Here is a 14,244-nt window from a genome sequence, read left to right as displayed (position 1 = left end):
GCGCACGATGGGCGCCCCCGAGGTGAGGAGACCCGCCATGAACCACGCCGCGCCGGCGGACGACGAACTGGCCCGAGGCGTCGTCGCGGGCGACGAGGCGTGCCTCGCCGCCGCCTACGACCGCTGGTCCGCGCAGGTCCACGCCGTCGCCCGGCGCTCCCTGGGCGACCCGAAGGAGGCCGAGGACGTCACCCAGCTGGTCTTCCTCGGCGTCTGGCGCGGCCGGCACGGCTACCGGCCCCAGCTCGGCACGTTCCCCGGCTGGATCATGGGCATCGCCCGTCACCGCATCGCCGACGCGCACGCCGCCCGGACCCGGCGCACCCCGCCGCCCGGCCTCGCGGCGCCTGCCGGTCCTCCGGGCCCCGAGGCGGTCCTCGACCGGCTCCTCGTCCGCGCCGAACTCGCCCGGCTCCCCCCGGACCAGCGCCGGGTGCTGGACCTCGCCTACTACGAGGGCCTCAGCCAGCGGCAGATCGCCGAGCGCACGGGGTGGCCGCTGGGCACCGTCAAGAGCCACACCCGGCGGGGGCTGCGCCGACTGCGGCACGGGCTCGGCGGGGCCTGAGATCATTTCCGGCATGGACATGAGGGTGGACATGAGACAGGTGCTGACGGAGTACGCGCGGACCGGCGGCGTCGGTGTGGTGAGGCCCGGGGCGCGGCTGGAGGACGTCGCCGAGGTGCTGGGGGCGCCGGTGGAGGCCGACTACTTCCCGAACCCGGAGGGGAGCTGGCCCCGGACGTTCGCGTACGGGGACGTGCGGCTGGAGGTGTGCGGCTGCCGGGAGATCTTCCAGGTGGCGCTGAGCACCGGGAACGGGACGGTGGAGGTGCCGGGCGGGCGGCCGGGGGAACTGGTGACCCTCGGGTCGGAGGTCACGTTCGGGGAGCTGAAGGAGGCGCTGGCGGAGGCGGGGACGGAGTGGGAGCTGTGGACCATGCCGACGCTGACCGACCAGCTCACCGTCATCGCGGGGGAGTACCCGAAAGACGTCCACTACACGTTCACCGTCCCCGACCCCGCCGCGCCGGACTCCGCCACCCTGCACAGCGTGATCGCGAAGGACGCAGAGCACACCTGCTAGGCGCCGACGGAGTCGTCGTCCTCGTCCTCGTCGTCCAGTCCTTCCCCCGCCTCCGCCCGGGACAGCGCGTCCGTGATCAGGCGGGTCGCGAAGTCCTGGTCGTCGGTGATGCGGTTGATGTGTTCCGCGACGAGGAAGACGGTGGCCTCCAGGGGCGTCATCTCGGCCTTGGTCCAGTCGCCGTACTGGGCCCGCCACAGGCTGGGGCTGAGGCCGGTGCCCGCCGCGACGACCAGGCCGACCATGGTGGGGATCGTCTCGGTGGGGATGCTCCGGGGCATCTGCCGCATGGTCGCCACGAGGGTCGGCACGACGTACTCGATGACGTCCTTCCCGGCGTCCTCGTGGGCCAGCCGCAGCCACTTCATATACATGAAGATCAGGGTGCAGGCCCCGTCGAGGACGTCCTGCACCTCGTCGGGGCCCATCGACGCGGTGTAGTGCTCGATCAGCTCCTTCTGCTGCGGATCGAACTCGGTCCGGCCGCTGTGGACGGTCTTGAGCCGGGAGTCGATCAGCAGGAGCGCGGTGCTCACGTCGCCGATGGGAGCGAACGCGGGGTCACAGGGCGAGGGCACGGGAATCCTCCTCGGACGGTCACGGTGGGCGACGCCTCGTGTCCGTACGGTAGACCGCGCGGGGGAGTCGAGTCCGGGGAATGCCGAAAGGGCCGCCCCACGAGATCGCGGGACGGCCCTGGACCCTCACGGATCAGGTCGGGTCAGCGGTGGCCCGCCTTCTGCTCGGTGATGATGTTCAGCGCGTCGATGAGCCGCTTCAGCTTCGGCGCGAAGTTGGTCGCGCAGCCGAACTTGAGCGGCTTGCGCTTCCCGCCGACCGGCAGACTGTCGTTGTAGCGCTGGTTGTTGGCGTCCTGGTTGAAGATCTCCATCGCCTCACGGGACTTGGAGATCAGGTCCTCGCGGAGCATGTCGTCGTCGATGAGGGCCTGGATCGTCGCCTTCATCTCCGCGTCGGTCGGCACCTTGTCGTCCTTCATGCGCAGCGGGACCGCCATCAGACCGCCGGGCACGTGCGTGGTCTGCAGCCCGACCTCGGCACCGTTCAGCAGGTTGACGTGCGCCCCCTTCTTGGTGCACCAGTCACGGCTGACCGGGGAGATGTGCTTGATCCCGCAGAACCGCTTCTTGCCCCCGGCGGCCTTCGCCGAGAACGCCGTGCGGGCGCTCACCCCGGGGTACAGCTCGGCCGCGTCCAGGACGCACTCGCCCAGCTCCTCGCCCTTGCGGGCCTTCTCGATGATCGACTTCAGGGTCTTGAGGGTCTTGCGGCCCCGCTGGGCGTTCTCGAAGAACTTCGCGATCCCGCTGACCACCCGCACGATCGCCTTGCCGACCGCCGGGAGCTTGCCCACGACGAGGACGAGGCTGCCGACGTCCACCAGCGACCACAGGCAGCTCTCGATGTCACCCGACCCGATGCAGCGCTTGACGTTGTTCACGCCCAGCACCTCGAGAAGGATCTCGCCGCCGTTCTCCTTGACCCAGTCGATGACCGACTTGTTGACGGCCGCGAGCGCCGCACGGTACTCGTCGACGCACTTCTGACCGCACTGGGCCAGCAGGATCGCCTCGTCGCTCGCGCTCAGCCCCGGCTCCTGGGGGCCGTCGGTGCCGGTGTCGCCGCTGTCCATCGCGGCCTTGCGCTCCTCTTCGAGGCGCTTGCGCTCGGCGGCCTCGGCGCGGTCGGCACTGGCGTCCGCGTCCTTGGCGGCGCCGTCCGCGTTCTTCGCGGCCGTCTCGGCGGCCGTCGCGTCCTGCTCGGCCTTCGTCGCCGTGGACCGGGCGCTCGCCGCGTCCGACTCCGCCGCCGACGCCGACGAACGGGCGCTCGCCGCGTCGCGCTCGGCGTCCGTCGCCTCACGGTCCGCCGCTGCCGCCTCCGACTCCGCGTCGGTCGCCGCGTACCCGGCGTACACGGCGTCCACGCCCGCCTGCTGGTCGTAGCGCTGCGCGTTCGCGTCTGCCTTCTTCGCCGCTGCCGCCGCCTTGTCGGCCTCGGCGGCGGAGGCACGGGCCGCCGCCACCGACGCCAGCGCCTTCACGGCGTCCGCCGCCGCGCTCGCCGCCGCCTGGGCCGCGATCTTCGCGTCCCCGGCCGCCTTGTCGGCCAGCGCCTTCGCGGTCGCGGCGGCCTTGTTCGCCTCGTCGGCCTTGGCCTTCGCCGCCGTCGCCTGCTGCTCGGCCAGCGTCTTGGACGTCTGCCCGACCAGCACCGCGAACGCCGCCGACACGTCCAGCTCCTGGTACGGGGCACCGAGCGAGATCGCCGTGTCGGCGGCCTTCGTCACCGCGTCCGCCGCGTCCCGGGCCGCCGTCGCCGCCTGGCTCGCCGCCAGCGCGAACCCGGCCGTCCTCACGGCCCACGCGGCGGTCTTCACGGCCTCTGCCTGCGCGGCCGTCGCCTCCTGGCGCGCCTTGATCGCCGCCGCCTGCGCCTTCTTCGCCTCGGCCTCGGCGTTGCGGGCGTTGCGGTTGGCCGCCGCCGCCGCGTCGATGGCGTCGGCCGCCGCCGCGTGCGCGGTCGCCGCCGCCGCGTGCGTGGTGGTGTACGCCGACCAGGCCGCGTCCGCCGCCGCCCGGGACCGCGACGCGGCACCCTGCGCCCGGGTCGCGGCGGCCCGCGCGTTCACGGCCGCCGTCGACGCGTCGTTCGCCGCCGACCGCGCCCGCACCGCCGCGTCCGACGCGTCGTCGGCCGCGCCGCGCGCCTCGGTCGCCGCCTCCCGGGCCTCGCCCGCGGCCGCCGTCCCCACGGCAGCGGCGGCAGCGGCCTCCAGGGCACGCGCCCGCGACTCGGTCGCCTTCTTCTCCCGCTCGGCCGCCGCCGCGAGGTCACGCGCCAGGTACGCCTCGGCCTCGGCCTCCTCGGCCTCCTCACGCTTCTGGGCGGCCGTCGCCCCGGCGGTCTCCGCCGCGCCGCGCGCCTGACCTGCCGTATCGCGCTCGGCGCTCGCGCGCCGCTCCGCCTCGGCGGCCTTGCCGCGCTCACGCGCCGCGTCCGCGCGGGCCGCCGACGCGTTCGCCTTCTCCCGCTCGGCGATGCCGCGCTGCCGCTTCGCCTCGGCGGCGCCCGCCTGCGCGGTCTTCTCCGCCGCCTCGGCCGTGGCCTGCGCGTTCTTCGCCTTCGTCGCGTTGGCCGCGGCCTCCTTGGCCTGCTTGTCGGCGGCCTCGGCCGCGGCCTTCGCCTGCGCCGCCGCCTCCAGCGCCGCCGCCTTGCGGAACTCCGTCCGCAACGCGTGCGACTGCGTCTTGGCGAGCGCCAGCAGCGCCGCGCTGTCGGCCGCCGTCGCCTTCGCCGCGTTCGACGCGGTCAGCGCCGTCTTCGCCGCCGCCTGCGCGGCCGCGTACGACGCCTTGGTGACCTGCACCGACCGCTGCGCGTACATCAGGCCCCGGCCGCGCGGCGTCTTGTTCGTGTCCGCGACCGCCCACGCGGACGTCTGCGCCGCGGTCGCCTTCTCCGAGGCCGCCTTCGCCGCCGCGACCGCCTTGTCCGCGACCGCCACCTGAGCCGCCGCAGCCGCCTTCGCCGCCGCGAGGTCCGCCGCCGCCTTCGTGAACACGGCCGGCTTCGGCTTCAGGATGCTGTTCGGGTTGGCCGCCCAGTACTTCTGGAAGTACAGGACCTGATCGGCCAGCCACGCCTGCCGGATCGCCTCGGTCATGGCCTCCGTGGCGGTCCTGACCTCCTTCGACGCGGCCGTCTCGGCGGCCACGATGTCCCTCCGCTGCACGGCCTGCGAGCCGTACTCCGCCTCCCACTCGGCGTGTGCCTGGAGGACGACACCGCTCAGCACCCGGTAGTGGTCGATCGGGTTGGCGCTGTCACAACTCGCCCACGCCGCCTTCAGGTTCTCGACCTCGGCGCGCTCCTCCATCGACCCCGGCTCGGGCGCCTTCGTCGCGAAGCCGCCGAACCGCAGCACGCTCGCGACGTCGTTCGCGGAACCCGTCACCGGACCGTCCGGCATCCCGAACAGCTCGGTCTCGGCGAACGGCTTGTAGTTCGTCGCCCAGGTGTCGCCGGAGGTGTCGAAGGCCGCCAGGACCTCCTTGGCCTTCGCCAGCGCCGCCTTGCCCGGCTTCGGCGTCGGATCGCCGCTGACCTTGTACGAGAACTCCCGCTCCGCCCGCGCGAACGCGAGGATGTCCGCGCCGAACTCCGGGGCGTGGTAGTCCCGCCCGCCCTGGGAGTTGACCGACGCGTACGGCTTGTTCGACTCGTTCAGCTTCTCCTGGCGGGTACGGAACGCCGTGCTCCGCGCGGTCTGCGCCGCCTCGTCGCGGTTCTGGGCCTCGCCGAGCGGGCCGGTGCCGTACCACCAGTCCTTCCACGCCGCCGCGACGTCCGCGTCCGAACCGGACAGCGCCGTGTTCGCGACCGTCTTCATCTCCGGGCCGCCGAAGGGCACGGCCTGCCCCACCTGGCAGCGGTCCTTGCGGGCCTGCGCGCCCAGGCTGATGCGCAGGGTCCGCAGGAAGGGGTCGGTCGGGTTGTCGCCCGGTTCGTCGGCGTGCGCCGGGACGGCGTACACCAGGCCGGTCAGCAGGGCCGCCGCGGTGGTCAGCGCGGTTCCCGCCACACCCCGGGTCAGGGCCGCGCGTCTCGCGCGCGGGTCTCTTCGCCAAGCTCTCTGCACAGTTCAGCCACTTCTTCCAGGTACATGTCATCCCCAGGAGAAGCGGGCCGCGTCCGGTGGTCGGCCGGACGCCGCTGCGGAAAGAGATCTCTGGTCCCCCTGACGTGCCGGTCGAGCACGCCGTCCCCCTGCCTTCCCCCGAAGGCGCGGAGATCGTCTCATAGGGATCAAGCCAAAGGGAAGGCTTGATTTTTACGGCCGCTTTGCGCCGAGTTGGCGCTAGGAGGACTGTGGAGTTGGCGCTAGGAGGACTGTGGGGTTGGCGTCAGGAAGACTCCAGAGTCGCCGCCATGCCCCGCACCGTCGGATTGCGGTACAGCTCCCTCAGCCGGACGGACGGCAGCCCCCGCGCACGCAGCGCGGCGCCGATACGCACGGCGGACAGGGAGTTGCCGCCGAGCTCGAAGAAGTCGTCGTCGACGGAGACGGGGACGCCCAGGACCTCGGACCAGATACCGGCGAGGGTCGCGGTGAGAGTGTCAGCGGTGAGAGTGTCATCGGACGCCTGCGTCACGGGAGTTGGCGTGATCGTGGCCGGTTCCGGGAGGCGGGACGTGTCCAGCTTGCCGTTCGCCGTCAGGGGCAGCGCGGGCAGCGCGGTCACCGTCGCCGGGAGCATGTGGTCGGGGAGCGTCGTGGCCGCCTGCTCGCGGATCGTGGCGGATCCGGCGCCGGGCGCGAGGACCACGTACGCGTCGATGCGGGCCGTCGCCGGGTCCTCGGGGTCGGTGCGGCGGACCGCGACGGCCGCCGAGCGCACCGCCGGGTTCTCCAGCAACACCGCCCGGATCTCGTCGAGTTCGATACGGAACCCCCGGATCTTGACCTGACTGTCGATACGGCCGAGGTGTTCGAGGCTCCCGTCGGGACGCAGCCGCCCGAGGTCGCCGCTGCGGTACAGGGTGCCGCCGGACGCCGGATCCGGCACGAACCGGCTCGCCGTCAGCTCCGGTTGGCCCAGGTAGCCCAGCGCGACACCGGCCCCGCCCACCCAGATCTCGCCCGCCGGACCCGGCGGCAGCAGCCGGCCCGACCCGTCCCGCACGGTCACCTCCCAGCCCGGCAGCGCGGACCCCACCGACCGCGTCCCGGCGAGAGCGAGGGCACGGGTGAGGGTCTGCTCGGTGACGTGGACGGTCGTCTCGGTGATGCCGAACATGTTCACCGTCCGGCACGCGTGATGCCGGTCGAACCAGCGCAACAGCAGCCGCGCGTCCAGCGGTTCCCCGCCGAGGACGACCAGCCGGACGCCGGTCTCGCCCCGCTCGGCGTCGATCAACTGCGCGAACGCGGACGGGGTCTGGCTCACCACGGTGACCTTCTCCGCCACCAGCAGGTCACGGAAGGCGTCCGGCTCGCGCGACACGAAGTACGGCACGACGACCAGGCGCCCGCCGGTCAGCAGACAGCCCCAGATCTCCCAGACGGAGAAGTCGAACGCGGCGGAGTGGAACCACGTCCACACGTCCTCGGCCCCGAGCCCGTACTCGTCGCGGGTCGCGTCGACGAGGGCGACCACGTTGCGGTGCGGGACGACGACACCCTTGGGGCGGCCGGTCGAGCCGGAGGTGTAGATGACGTACGCGGGGGCGTCGGCGGAGACCTCGGGGAGAGGGCCCGTGCCCTGCTCGTCGGGCGCGCAGCGGTCCGTGGGCAGGAACTCCGCGCCACGGGTGACGGTCAGGGCCAGCCCCGCGTCCCGCGCGGTGTGGACGATCCGGTCGCGCGGGTAGGCGGGGTCGAGGGGCACGTAGGCCGCGCCCGCCTTCAGCACCGCGAGGAGGGTGACGACGAGTTCGGCGGCGCGGTCGAGGCAGACGCCGACGCGGTCGCCGGGGGTGACGCCACGGTCCACCAGGGCTCGGGCCAAGTCGGTGGATTGCTCATCGAGTTGACGGTACGTCAGGCGCGTTTCGCCGTCGGTCACCGCCTCCTGGTCCGGGGTCGCCGCCGCGACGCGGGCGAACGCCTCGGGCAGGCTCACCGGTTCACTCGTCATCGTGCGCCGGGGACGACCGAGCGCCAGCACCCGGTCCCGCTCCGTGTCGTCCAGCAACTCGATCTCGTCCCACGGGAGTTGGTCCCGCATCTGGCGGTGGACGTGGGCGAGGTGGCGGGTGAACTGGGCGGCGATCTCCGGGGAGACGTGACCGGGGAGATGGTCGGCACGCAGGAGCCAACCGCCGTCCGGGGCACGGAAGACGGAGAACGTCAGCGGGAACGGCGGGGCCAGGCACGGGACGTACTCCGTGCCGGGCGGGAGGTCGGCGTCCGCGAACAACAGGCCCGCGAGAACCGGCCCTTCGGCCTCTTCCGGCTTCTCCTCGGTGACGGTGAACACGCCGTGGTCCGTGCCGACGACCGGCTCGGTGCCGGGGTCGTAGCGGCGCAGGGTGACGGCGAGGGCGGCGAGCCAGCTCGCCTCGTCGCCGGGGGCGTCGAGGGGGACGGTCACCGGGGCGGCGGTCGCCGTGGGATCGCCCAGGCCCCAGGCGGGCGGTGACGGGAACTCGGGCGCCGCGCCCGTGGCCGCTTCGCGCGGCGCGACGACGATCAGATCGCGCGCCCCGTCCGTGTACCGCAACAGCACCCTGCGCGGCGCCTCGCAGGCCCGCGCCAGCTCGACCTCCCGGCGGCGCGCGGCGACCGGGTGACCGGCCGGAACAGGGACGTCCTCCACCCAGGCGCCCTCGTCCGAGGACGGCGACGGGATCCGCAGGGCATGACAGCGCGCGGCGACAGACACAGGGCAACTCCTCGGTACGTCAGGGGAATTCAGGGGTCAGCGGGCGCTGAAGCCGCCGTCCACGGTCAGGACGGACCCGGTGATCTGCCGGGACTCGTCCGAGGCGAGGAAGACGACCGCCGCCGCGACGTCCTCCGGTTCGATCAGCGCGTTCATGGGCTGCGCCTCGGTGAACGTCTTCTCGTGCTCGTGCACCGGCACGTCCAGCGCCCGCGCGATCTCCGCGAGCATCCGCCCCTCGACCCGGGCGTCGTCGCGCACCGAGCCCGGACAGACCGCGTTGACCCGGACCTTGAGCGGCGCGAGATCCAGCGCGGCGGCCTTCGTCAGCCCCACCACGGCGTGCTTCGCGGCGACGTACCCGGCGAAGTGCCGGTACCCCACGAGCCCGGCCGTCGAGGCGACGTTGACGATGCTCCCCGCGCGGCGCGCGCCCATCGCCTTGCCGACCTCGCGGATCACCCGCCAGGCCCCGGACAGGTCGACGTCGATCATCAACGCCCACTCGTCCTCGTCGATCTCGTGCACCGGCTTGCCCGAAGGCGCCGCGATCCCCGCGTTGTTGACGACGACGTCGATCCGCCCGAACCGGTCCCCGGCGAGCGTCACCGCCTCACGGACGGCCAACAGGTCCCGGATATCGGTCACCTGGGTCAGCACGGCCGCCCCCGCTGCTCGGCACAGCTCCGCCGTGTGCTCCAACTGCCCCCGCGTGCCCAGCGGATACGGCACCCCGGGCAGATCCGCGCACAGGTCGAGCAGCACCAGATCGGCGCCCTCGGCGGCACACGCCACCGCGGTCGCCCGCCCGAGCCCCCGCGCGGCGCCGGTCACCAGCACCACCTTGCCGTCCAGCCGCATCGCCGCCCCCTTCACCGCACGGCCGACGTGACGAGCCGCAGCAGCTCCGGGGCCGCGTCGGTGAGGTACATGTGACCGCCGGGCACCTCGACGTACTCGCAGGTCAGGCCCGCGACCTTGCTCCACGCCTCGGCGTCCTCGGCGGACACCAGCTCGTCGTCCGCGCCGCGCAGGACCGTGATCGGCACGTCCAGCGGGAGCGCGGTCGACGGCGTGTAGCTCTCGTGCATCTCGACGTCGGCCCGCAGCGTCGGCAGCAGCAGCTCCCGCATCTCCGGGTCGTCGAAGGCGGGGTGGTGGTAGCCGGCGAACTCGCCGACGCGGGCCAGGAACTCGTCGTCCGAGAGGCCGGTGGCCCGGCCCTCGCGGCCCCGGTCGGGGGCCGGGGAGCCGCTGACGAACAGGTGCGCCACCTCGACGCCGGGCGCGGCGGACAGGCGGTGGGCCAGCTCGAAGGCGAGCACCGCGCCGAGGCTGTGCCCGAAGAGGGCCAACCGGCCTTTCGTGCCGCCGAGTTGGGCGGTGAGCCCGTCGACGGCCCGGTGCGCGTCCCGGTACGGCTCGTCGTCGATCATCCGTTCCCGGCCCGGCAGTTGGAGGGCGACGATCTCCAACTCGGCACCGGCCAGGGCCGTCCAGGGGCGGTAGAAGGAGGCGCCCGCGCCCGCGAACGGCAGGCACACCAGCTTGGTCGTGTCAGTCATGGTCGTTGTCTCCACAGGGTCGGGTCGTTGTCCGGATCGGGTTCTTGTCCGGCTCAGGGTTTTGTCCGGCCGCTCACTCGCCCATGGCCTCGACGAGGCTCTTGGGGCGCATGTCGGTCCAGTGCGCCTCCACGTACTCCAGGCACGACTGGCGGCTCGCCCTGCCGTGGACGACCTGCCAGCCGGCCGGGACCTCGGCGAACGCGGGCCACAGGGAGTGCTGGCCCTCGTCGTTGACGAGCACCAGGTGCTCGATGGTGTCGTCGTCGAAGGGGTTGGTGGTCATGGGTACTCCTCTTCGTGGGTTATTTGGCGAGGCGGGCGGCCAGCACCGGGCCGATCCGGGCCAGCGCCGCCGGGCTGGTCATCTCCCCGTGCGCGCACGGGACGTCGTGGTGTTCGACGCGGCCGGTGACGTGCGGCTGCCAGTCGGCGTGCCGGCCGGGGACCGCGTGCGGGTCGGCGGCGGCGCTGAACAGGAGCAGGTCGCCGTCGAACCGGGTGGCCGTGAACTCGCCCAGCAGCAGCCGGTTGTTGGCGGCCACGGTGATCAGCGCGGCGAGTTCGGCGTCGTCGAGGCCGCCGGGCATGTCCGGTACGCGGCGCAGGAGTTCGGCGAAACGGGCGTCCGTCAGCGGCTCGTCGCCGGGGGCCGGGGTCGGGCGGCCGAGGATCGTGAGGAGGCCGCGCAGGAGCGCCGGGCGGTCGGAGGACGGCGGGCCCTGCCGGATCCAGGAGCCGGGGAAGGCGTCGAGGAGCGCCAGCAACTCGACCTGTTCCCCGGCCTGTTGGAGCGTGGCGGCGATCTCGTGCGCGACCAGTCCGCCCATCGAGTAGCCGAGGAGGTGGTACGGGCCGTGCGGCTGGACCTCGCGGATGCGCGCGATGTGCTCGGCGACCGCTTCGGCGAGGGTGGCGGCCGGGGACTCGTCCGGGAGCAGGCCGCGGGACTGGAGGGCGTACAGCGGGCGGCCCTGGGGGAGGTGCCGGGCGAGGCCGGCGAAGCCCCAGGCCAGGCCGGAGCCGGGCGGCAGGCAGAACAGGGGCGGGCGGTCGCCCTCGGTGCGCAGGGGCAGCAGCGGGCCGAGGGGCGCCGTGCCGCCGTTCGCGGGGGTGTCGTGGCGGGCCAGGGCCGCGATCGTCGGGGTGTCGAAGAGGGTGCGCAAGGTGGTCTCGGTGCCGAGTTCCGCGCGGATGCGGGCCGTGAGGCGCGGGGCGAGGAGCGAGTGGCCGCCGAGGTCGAAGAAGCTGTCGTGGACGCCGACCTGGTGCTCTTCGACGCCGAGGACATCGGCGAAGAGGGCGCGCAGGGTGCGCTCGGCCGGGGTGCGGGGCGCCGTCTTCTCGGTGAGGGCCGCCGCGTCCGGCTCCGGGAGGGCCGCGCGGTCCAGCTTGCCGCTGGCGGTGCGGGGGAGAGCGGCGACGGGGACGTACGTCGCCGGGATCATGTGCGCGGGGAGCGTGCGGGCGAGGTGGTCGCGGAGGGTGTCGGGCGCGAGGGCATGATCGGCGACGACGTACGCGATCAGGCGGGCCTCGCCCCGGGGATCCTGACGCGCCGTCACCGCCGCCTCGGCGACGTCCTGATGGGTCGTCAGGGCAGCCTCGATCTCGCCGAGTTCGACGCGGAAGCCGCGCACCTTGACCTGGTGGTCGGCGCGGCCCAGGAAACGGAGGTGTCCGTCGGGGCCGTACGTCGCCAAGTCGCCCGTGCGGTACAGGCGTTCGCCGGGGGCGCCGAACGGGTCGGCGACGAAACGCCCGGCCGTCAGCGCGGGGCGGCCGAGGTAGCCGCGTGCCGGGCCGCCGCCCGCGATGTAGACCTCGCCGACCGCGCCGTCCGGGACGGGCCGCAGGGCGTGGTCGAGGAGGTGGACGTGGTTGCGGGCGAGGGCGCGGCCCAGGGGCGGGGGGCCGTCGACCGGGTCCGTGTCGGAGCGCCACGCGGTGGCGTACACCGTCGCCTCGGTCGGACCGTAGAAGTTGACCAGGCGGACGCCCGGGAAAGCGGCCTCGATGTCGGCCCGCAGCCGCGCGGTGATCGGCTCGCCACCGAGGGCGATCGTGTGTGGGCGGACGGCGGGGCGCTCGGGCAGGACGCTCGCGAGGACCGTGGGGACGCCGCTGATCAGACCCGCGTCGCGGGGGGTGCCGTCGGTGAGGGCCAGCAGGTTCTCGACGATCTCTATGCGGCCGCCGCAGGTCAGGGGGGCGAAGATCTCGAAGACCGAGACGTCGAAGTTGAGGGAGGTGGCGAAGAGGACCTTCGAGAGCTGCGGGGCGCCGAACTCGGTGTGGGTCCATTCGACGAACTCGGCGGCGTTGCCGTGGGTGGCGAGGACGCCCTTGGGGCGGCCGGTGGAGCCGGAGGTGTAGGTGATGTAGGCGAGGGAGGCGGGGGTGGGGCGTTGGGGGTGAGCGGGGCTGGGGCTGGAGGTGCGGTGCCGGCGGTGTCCGGTGTGATCATCAGATCCCCGCTCGCCCGGATCCAGCGTCCGCGTCCCCTCCGGCAGCGCCCCGGCCGTCTCGGTGGTCGCCAGCACGACGACCGGGCGCGCGTCGTCGACGATGTACGCGAGCCGGTCCGCCGGGTAGGCCGGGTCCAACGGCAGGTACGCCGCACCCGACTTGAGCACCGCGAGCACGGCGACGACGAGGTCCGCCGTACGCGGCAGCGCGATGCCGACGACCTGCTCCGGGCCCGCGCCGACGGACTTCAGGCGCCGCGCCAACTCCTCGGCGCGGGCGTCGAGTTCGGCGTACGTCAGGCTGCGGGTGCCGTCGAGGACGGCCTCGGCGTCGGGGGTCGCCGCGGCCTGGGCGGACCACAGGTCGGTGAGCGTGCGCGTGCCGGGAGGCGGGAGGTGGGGCGGCGCGGGGAACGGGGGCGGTGCGAGGTGTGCCTGGAGGGCGGCCGGGTCGGCGGCCATGTCCTCCAGGATGCGGGCCAGTTGGGCGAGGGTGTTCTCGGCCCACTCGGCGGTGAACAGGTCGGGGCGGTAGGCGAGCCGGAAGCGCGGGCGGGTGCCGGGGAGGGCGACCAGGGTCACGGGGTAGTGGGTGGCGTCCCGGCCGCCGGTACCGGCAAGGCGCAGGTCGCCGGTCGGGGCCGCCGGGTCGGTCGGGTAGTTCTCGAAGACCACCAGCGTGTCGAACAACTCCGGGACGCCCGCCGCCCGTTGGATCTCCGCCAGGCCCACGTGGTGGTGGTCCAGGAGGCCGACGTACCCGTCACGCACCTCGTGCAGCAGGCGGGTCACCGAGTCGGCGGGGCGCAGCTTCACCCGGGTCGGGACGGTGTTGATGAACAGGCCCACCATGCCCTCCACGCCCGGGAGTTCGGCCGGGCGGCCCGAGACGGTCGCGCCGAACACCACGTCGTCGCGGCCGGTCAGCCGGCCGAGCAGGATCGCCCACGCGGACTGCACGAACGTGTTGAGGGTGACGCCGAGCGCGCGCGTCCGGGCGGCGAGCGCGGCGCCGGTCTCCTCCGTCAACTCGACGCGGGCCTGCCGCAGTTGACCCGCACCGGGCGGGGCGTCCGGGGCCAGGAGCGTCGGTTCGGTGACGCCTTCCAGCGCCTGGCGCCAGGCCGCCTCGGAGGCGGTGCGGTCCTGGCGGTCCAGCCAGTCGAGGAACGTGCGGTACCGGGGCGCGGGGGCGAGGGCGGCGGGGGAGTCTCCGGCGGAGTACAGGGCGAGGAGTTCCCGCAGGAGGACGGAGACCGACCAGCCGTCGAGGAGGACGTGGTGGTGGGTGATCAGGAGGCGGTGCCGCTGGTCGCCCGTGCGGGCCAGGGTGCAGCGCAGGAGGGGCGGGGTGGCGGGGTCGAAGCCCTGGTCGCGGTCGCGGTCCAGGAGGTCCGTCCATGCCTTGTCGGTGTCGGTGTCCGTGCAGGTCAGGTCGGTCTCGGTCCAGGGGAGGGCCGCCCGGTGGGGGATCACCTGGACGGGCTGACCGGCCCGGCGGCGCCGGAACGCGGCCCGCAGGGCGGGGTGACGGTCCAGGAGGGACTGCGCGCAGGTGCGCAAGAGGGCGGCGTCCAGGGGGCCTTCGAGGTCGAAGACCAATTGGACGACGTACACGTCCGGTGCGTCGCGCTCGCGCTCGTACAGGGCGTGGAAGAGCAGGCCCTCCTGGAGCGGGGTGACGGGAAGGATCTCGGGCTGGGTCATGGGGTTC

Annotated in this window: 9 protein-coding genes; 2 read left to right on the top strand and 7 right to left on the bottom strand. The window is 73.7% G+C overall.

Annotation, left to right across the window (positions count from 1 at the left end; genetic code table 11):
* Positions 1–37 precede the first annotated feature (37 nt).
* Entirely contained in the window at positions 38–568 is a 531-nt protein-coding gene (locus tag IAG44_RS03625; protein WP_246561422.1) for an RNA polymerase sigma factor, read from the top strand.
* 13 nt (positions 569–581) lie between these two features.
* Positions 582–1,088, top strand: coding sequence for a hypothetical protein (locus tag IAG44_RS03620; protein ID WP_246561420.1), 507 nt, complete (start codon positions 582–584; stop codon positions 1,086–1,088).
* Here IAG44_RS03620 and IAG44_RS03615 read toward each other — a convergent pair.
* The 7 genes from IAG44_RS03615 to IAG44_RS03585 form a co-directional block, all read right to left on the bottom strand.
* A complete protein-coding gene (locus IAG44_RS03615) occupies positions 1,085–1,666 on the bottom strand; it encodes a hypothetical protein (RefSeq protein WP_187745682.1) in 582 nt (193 codons plus the stop codon). The genes IAG44_RS03620 and IAG44_RS03615 overlap by 4 nt on opposite strands.
* 143 nt (positions 1,667–1,809) lie before the next feature.
* On the bottom strand, positions 1,810–5,694 hold the full coding sequence (locus tag IAG44_RS03610) for a hypothetical protein (protein WP_246561418.1): 3,885 nt from the start codon (positions 5,692–5,694) through the stop codon (positions 1,810–1,812).
* A 322-nt stretch (positions 5,695–6,016) separates the two neighbouring features.
* On the bottom strand, positions 6,017–8,497 hold the full coding sequence (locus IAG44_RS03605) for a non-ribosomal peptide synthetase (RefSeq protein ID WP_425508417.1): 2,481 nt from the start codon (positions 8,495–8,497) through the stop codon (positions 6,017–6,019).
* A 36-nt stretch (positions 8,498–8,533) separates the two neighbouring features.
* Entirely contained in the window at positions 8,534–9,358 is an 825-nt protein-coding gene (locus tag IAG44_RS03600) for an SDR family oxidoreductase (protein WP_187745680.1), read from the bottom strand.
* 11 nt (positions 9,359–9,369) lie between these two features.
* Positions 9,370–10,062, bottom strand: coding sequence for a thioesterase II family protein (locus tag IAG44_RS03595; protein ID WP_187745679.1), 693 nt, complete (start codon positions 10,060–10,062; stop codon positions 9,370–9,372).
* 73 nt (positions 10,063–10,135) lie between these two features.
* Positions 10,136–10,348, bottom strand: a complete 213-nt coding sequence (locus IAG44_RS03590) for an MbtH family protein (protein WP_187745678.1) — start codon at positions 10,346–10,348, stop codon at positions 10,136–10,138.
* 19 nt (positions 10,349–10,367) lie between these two features.
* A complete protein-coding gene (locus IAG44_RS03585) occupies positions 10,368–14,237 on the bottom strand; it encodes a non-ribosomal peptide synthetase (protein WP_187745677.1) in 3,870 nt (1,289 codons plus the stop codon).
* Between the last annotated feature and the right edge of the window lie 7 nt (positions 14,238–14,244).

The organism is Streptomyces roseirectus (assembly GCF_014489635.1).
Classification (GTDB): Bacteria; Actinomycetota; Actinomycetes; order Streptomycetales; family Streptomycetaceae; genus Streptomyces; species Streptomyces roseirectus.
This window is presented reverse-complemented; position numbering and strand designations above follow the sequence as displayed.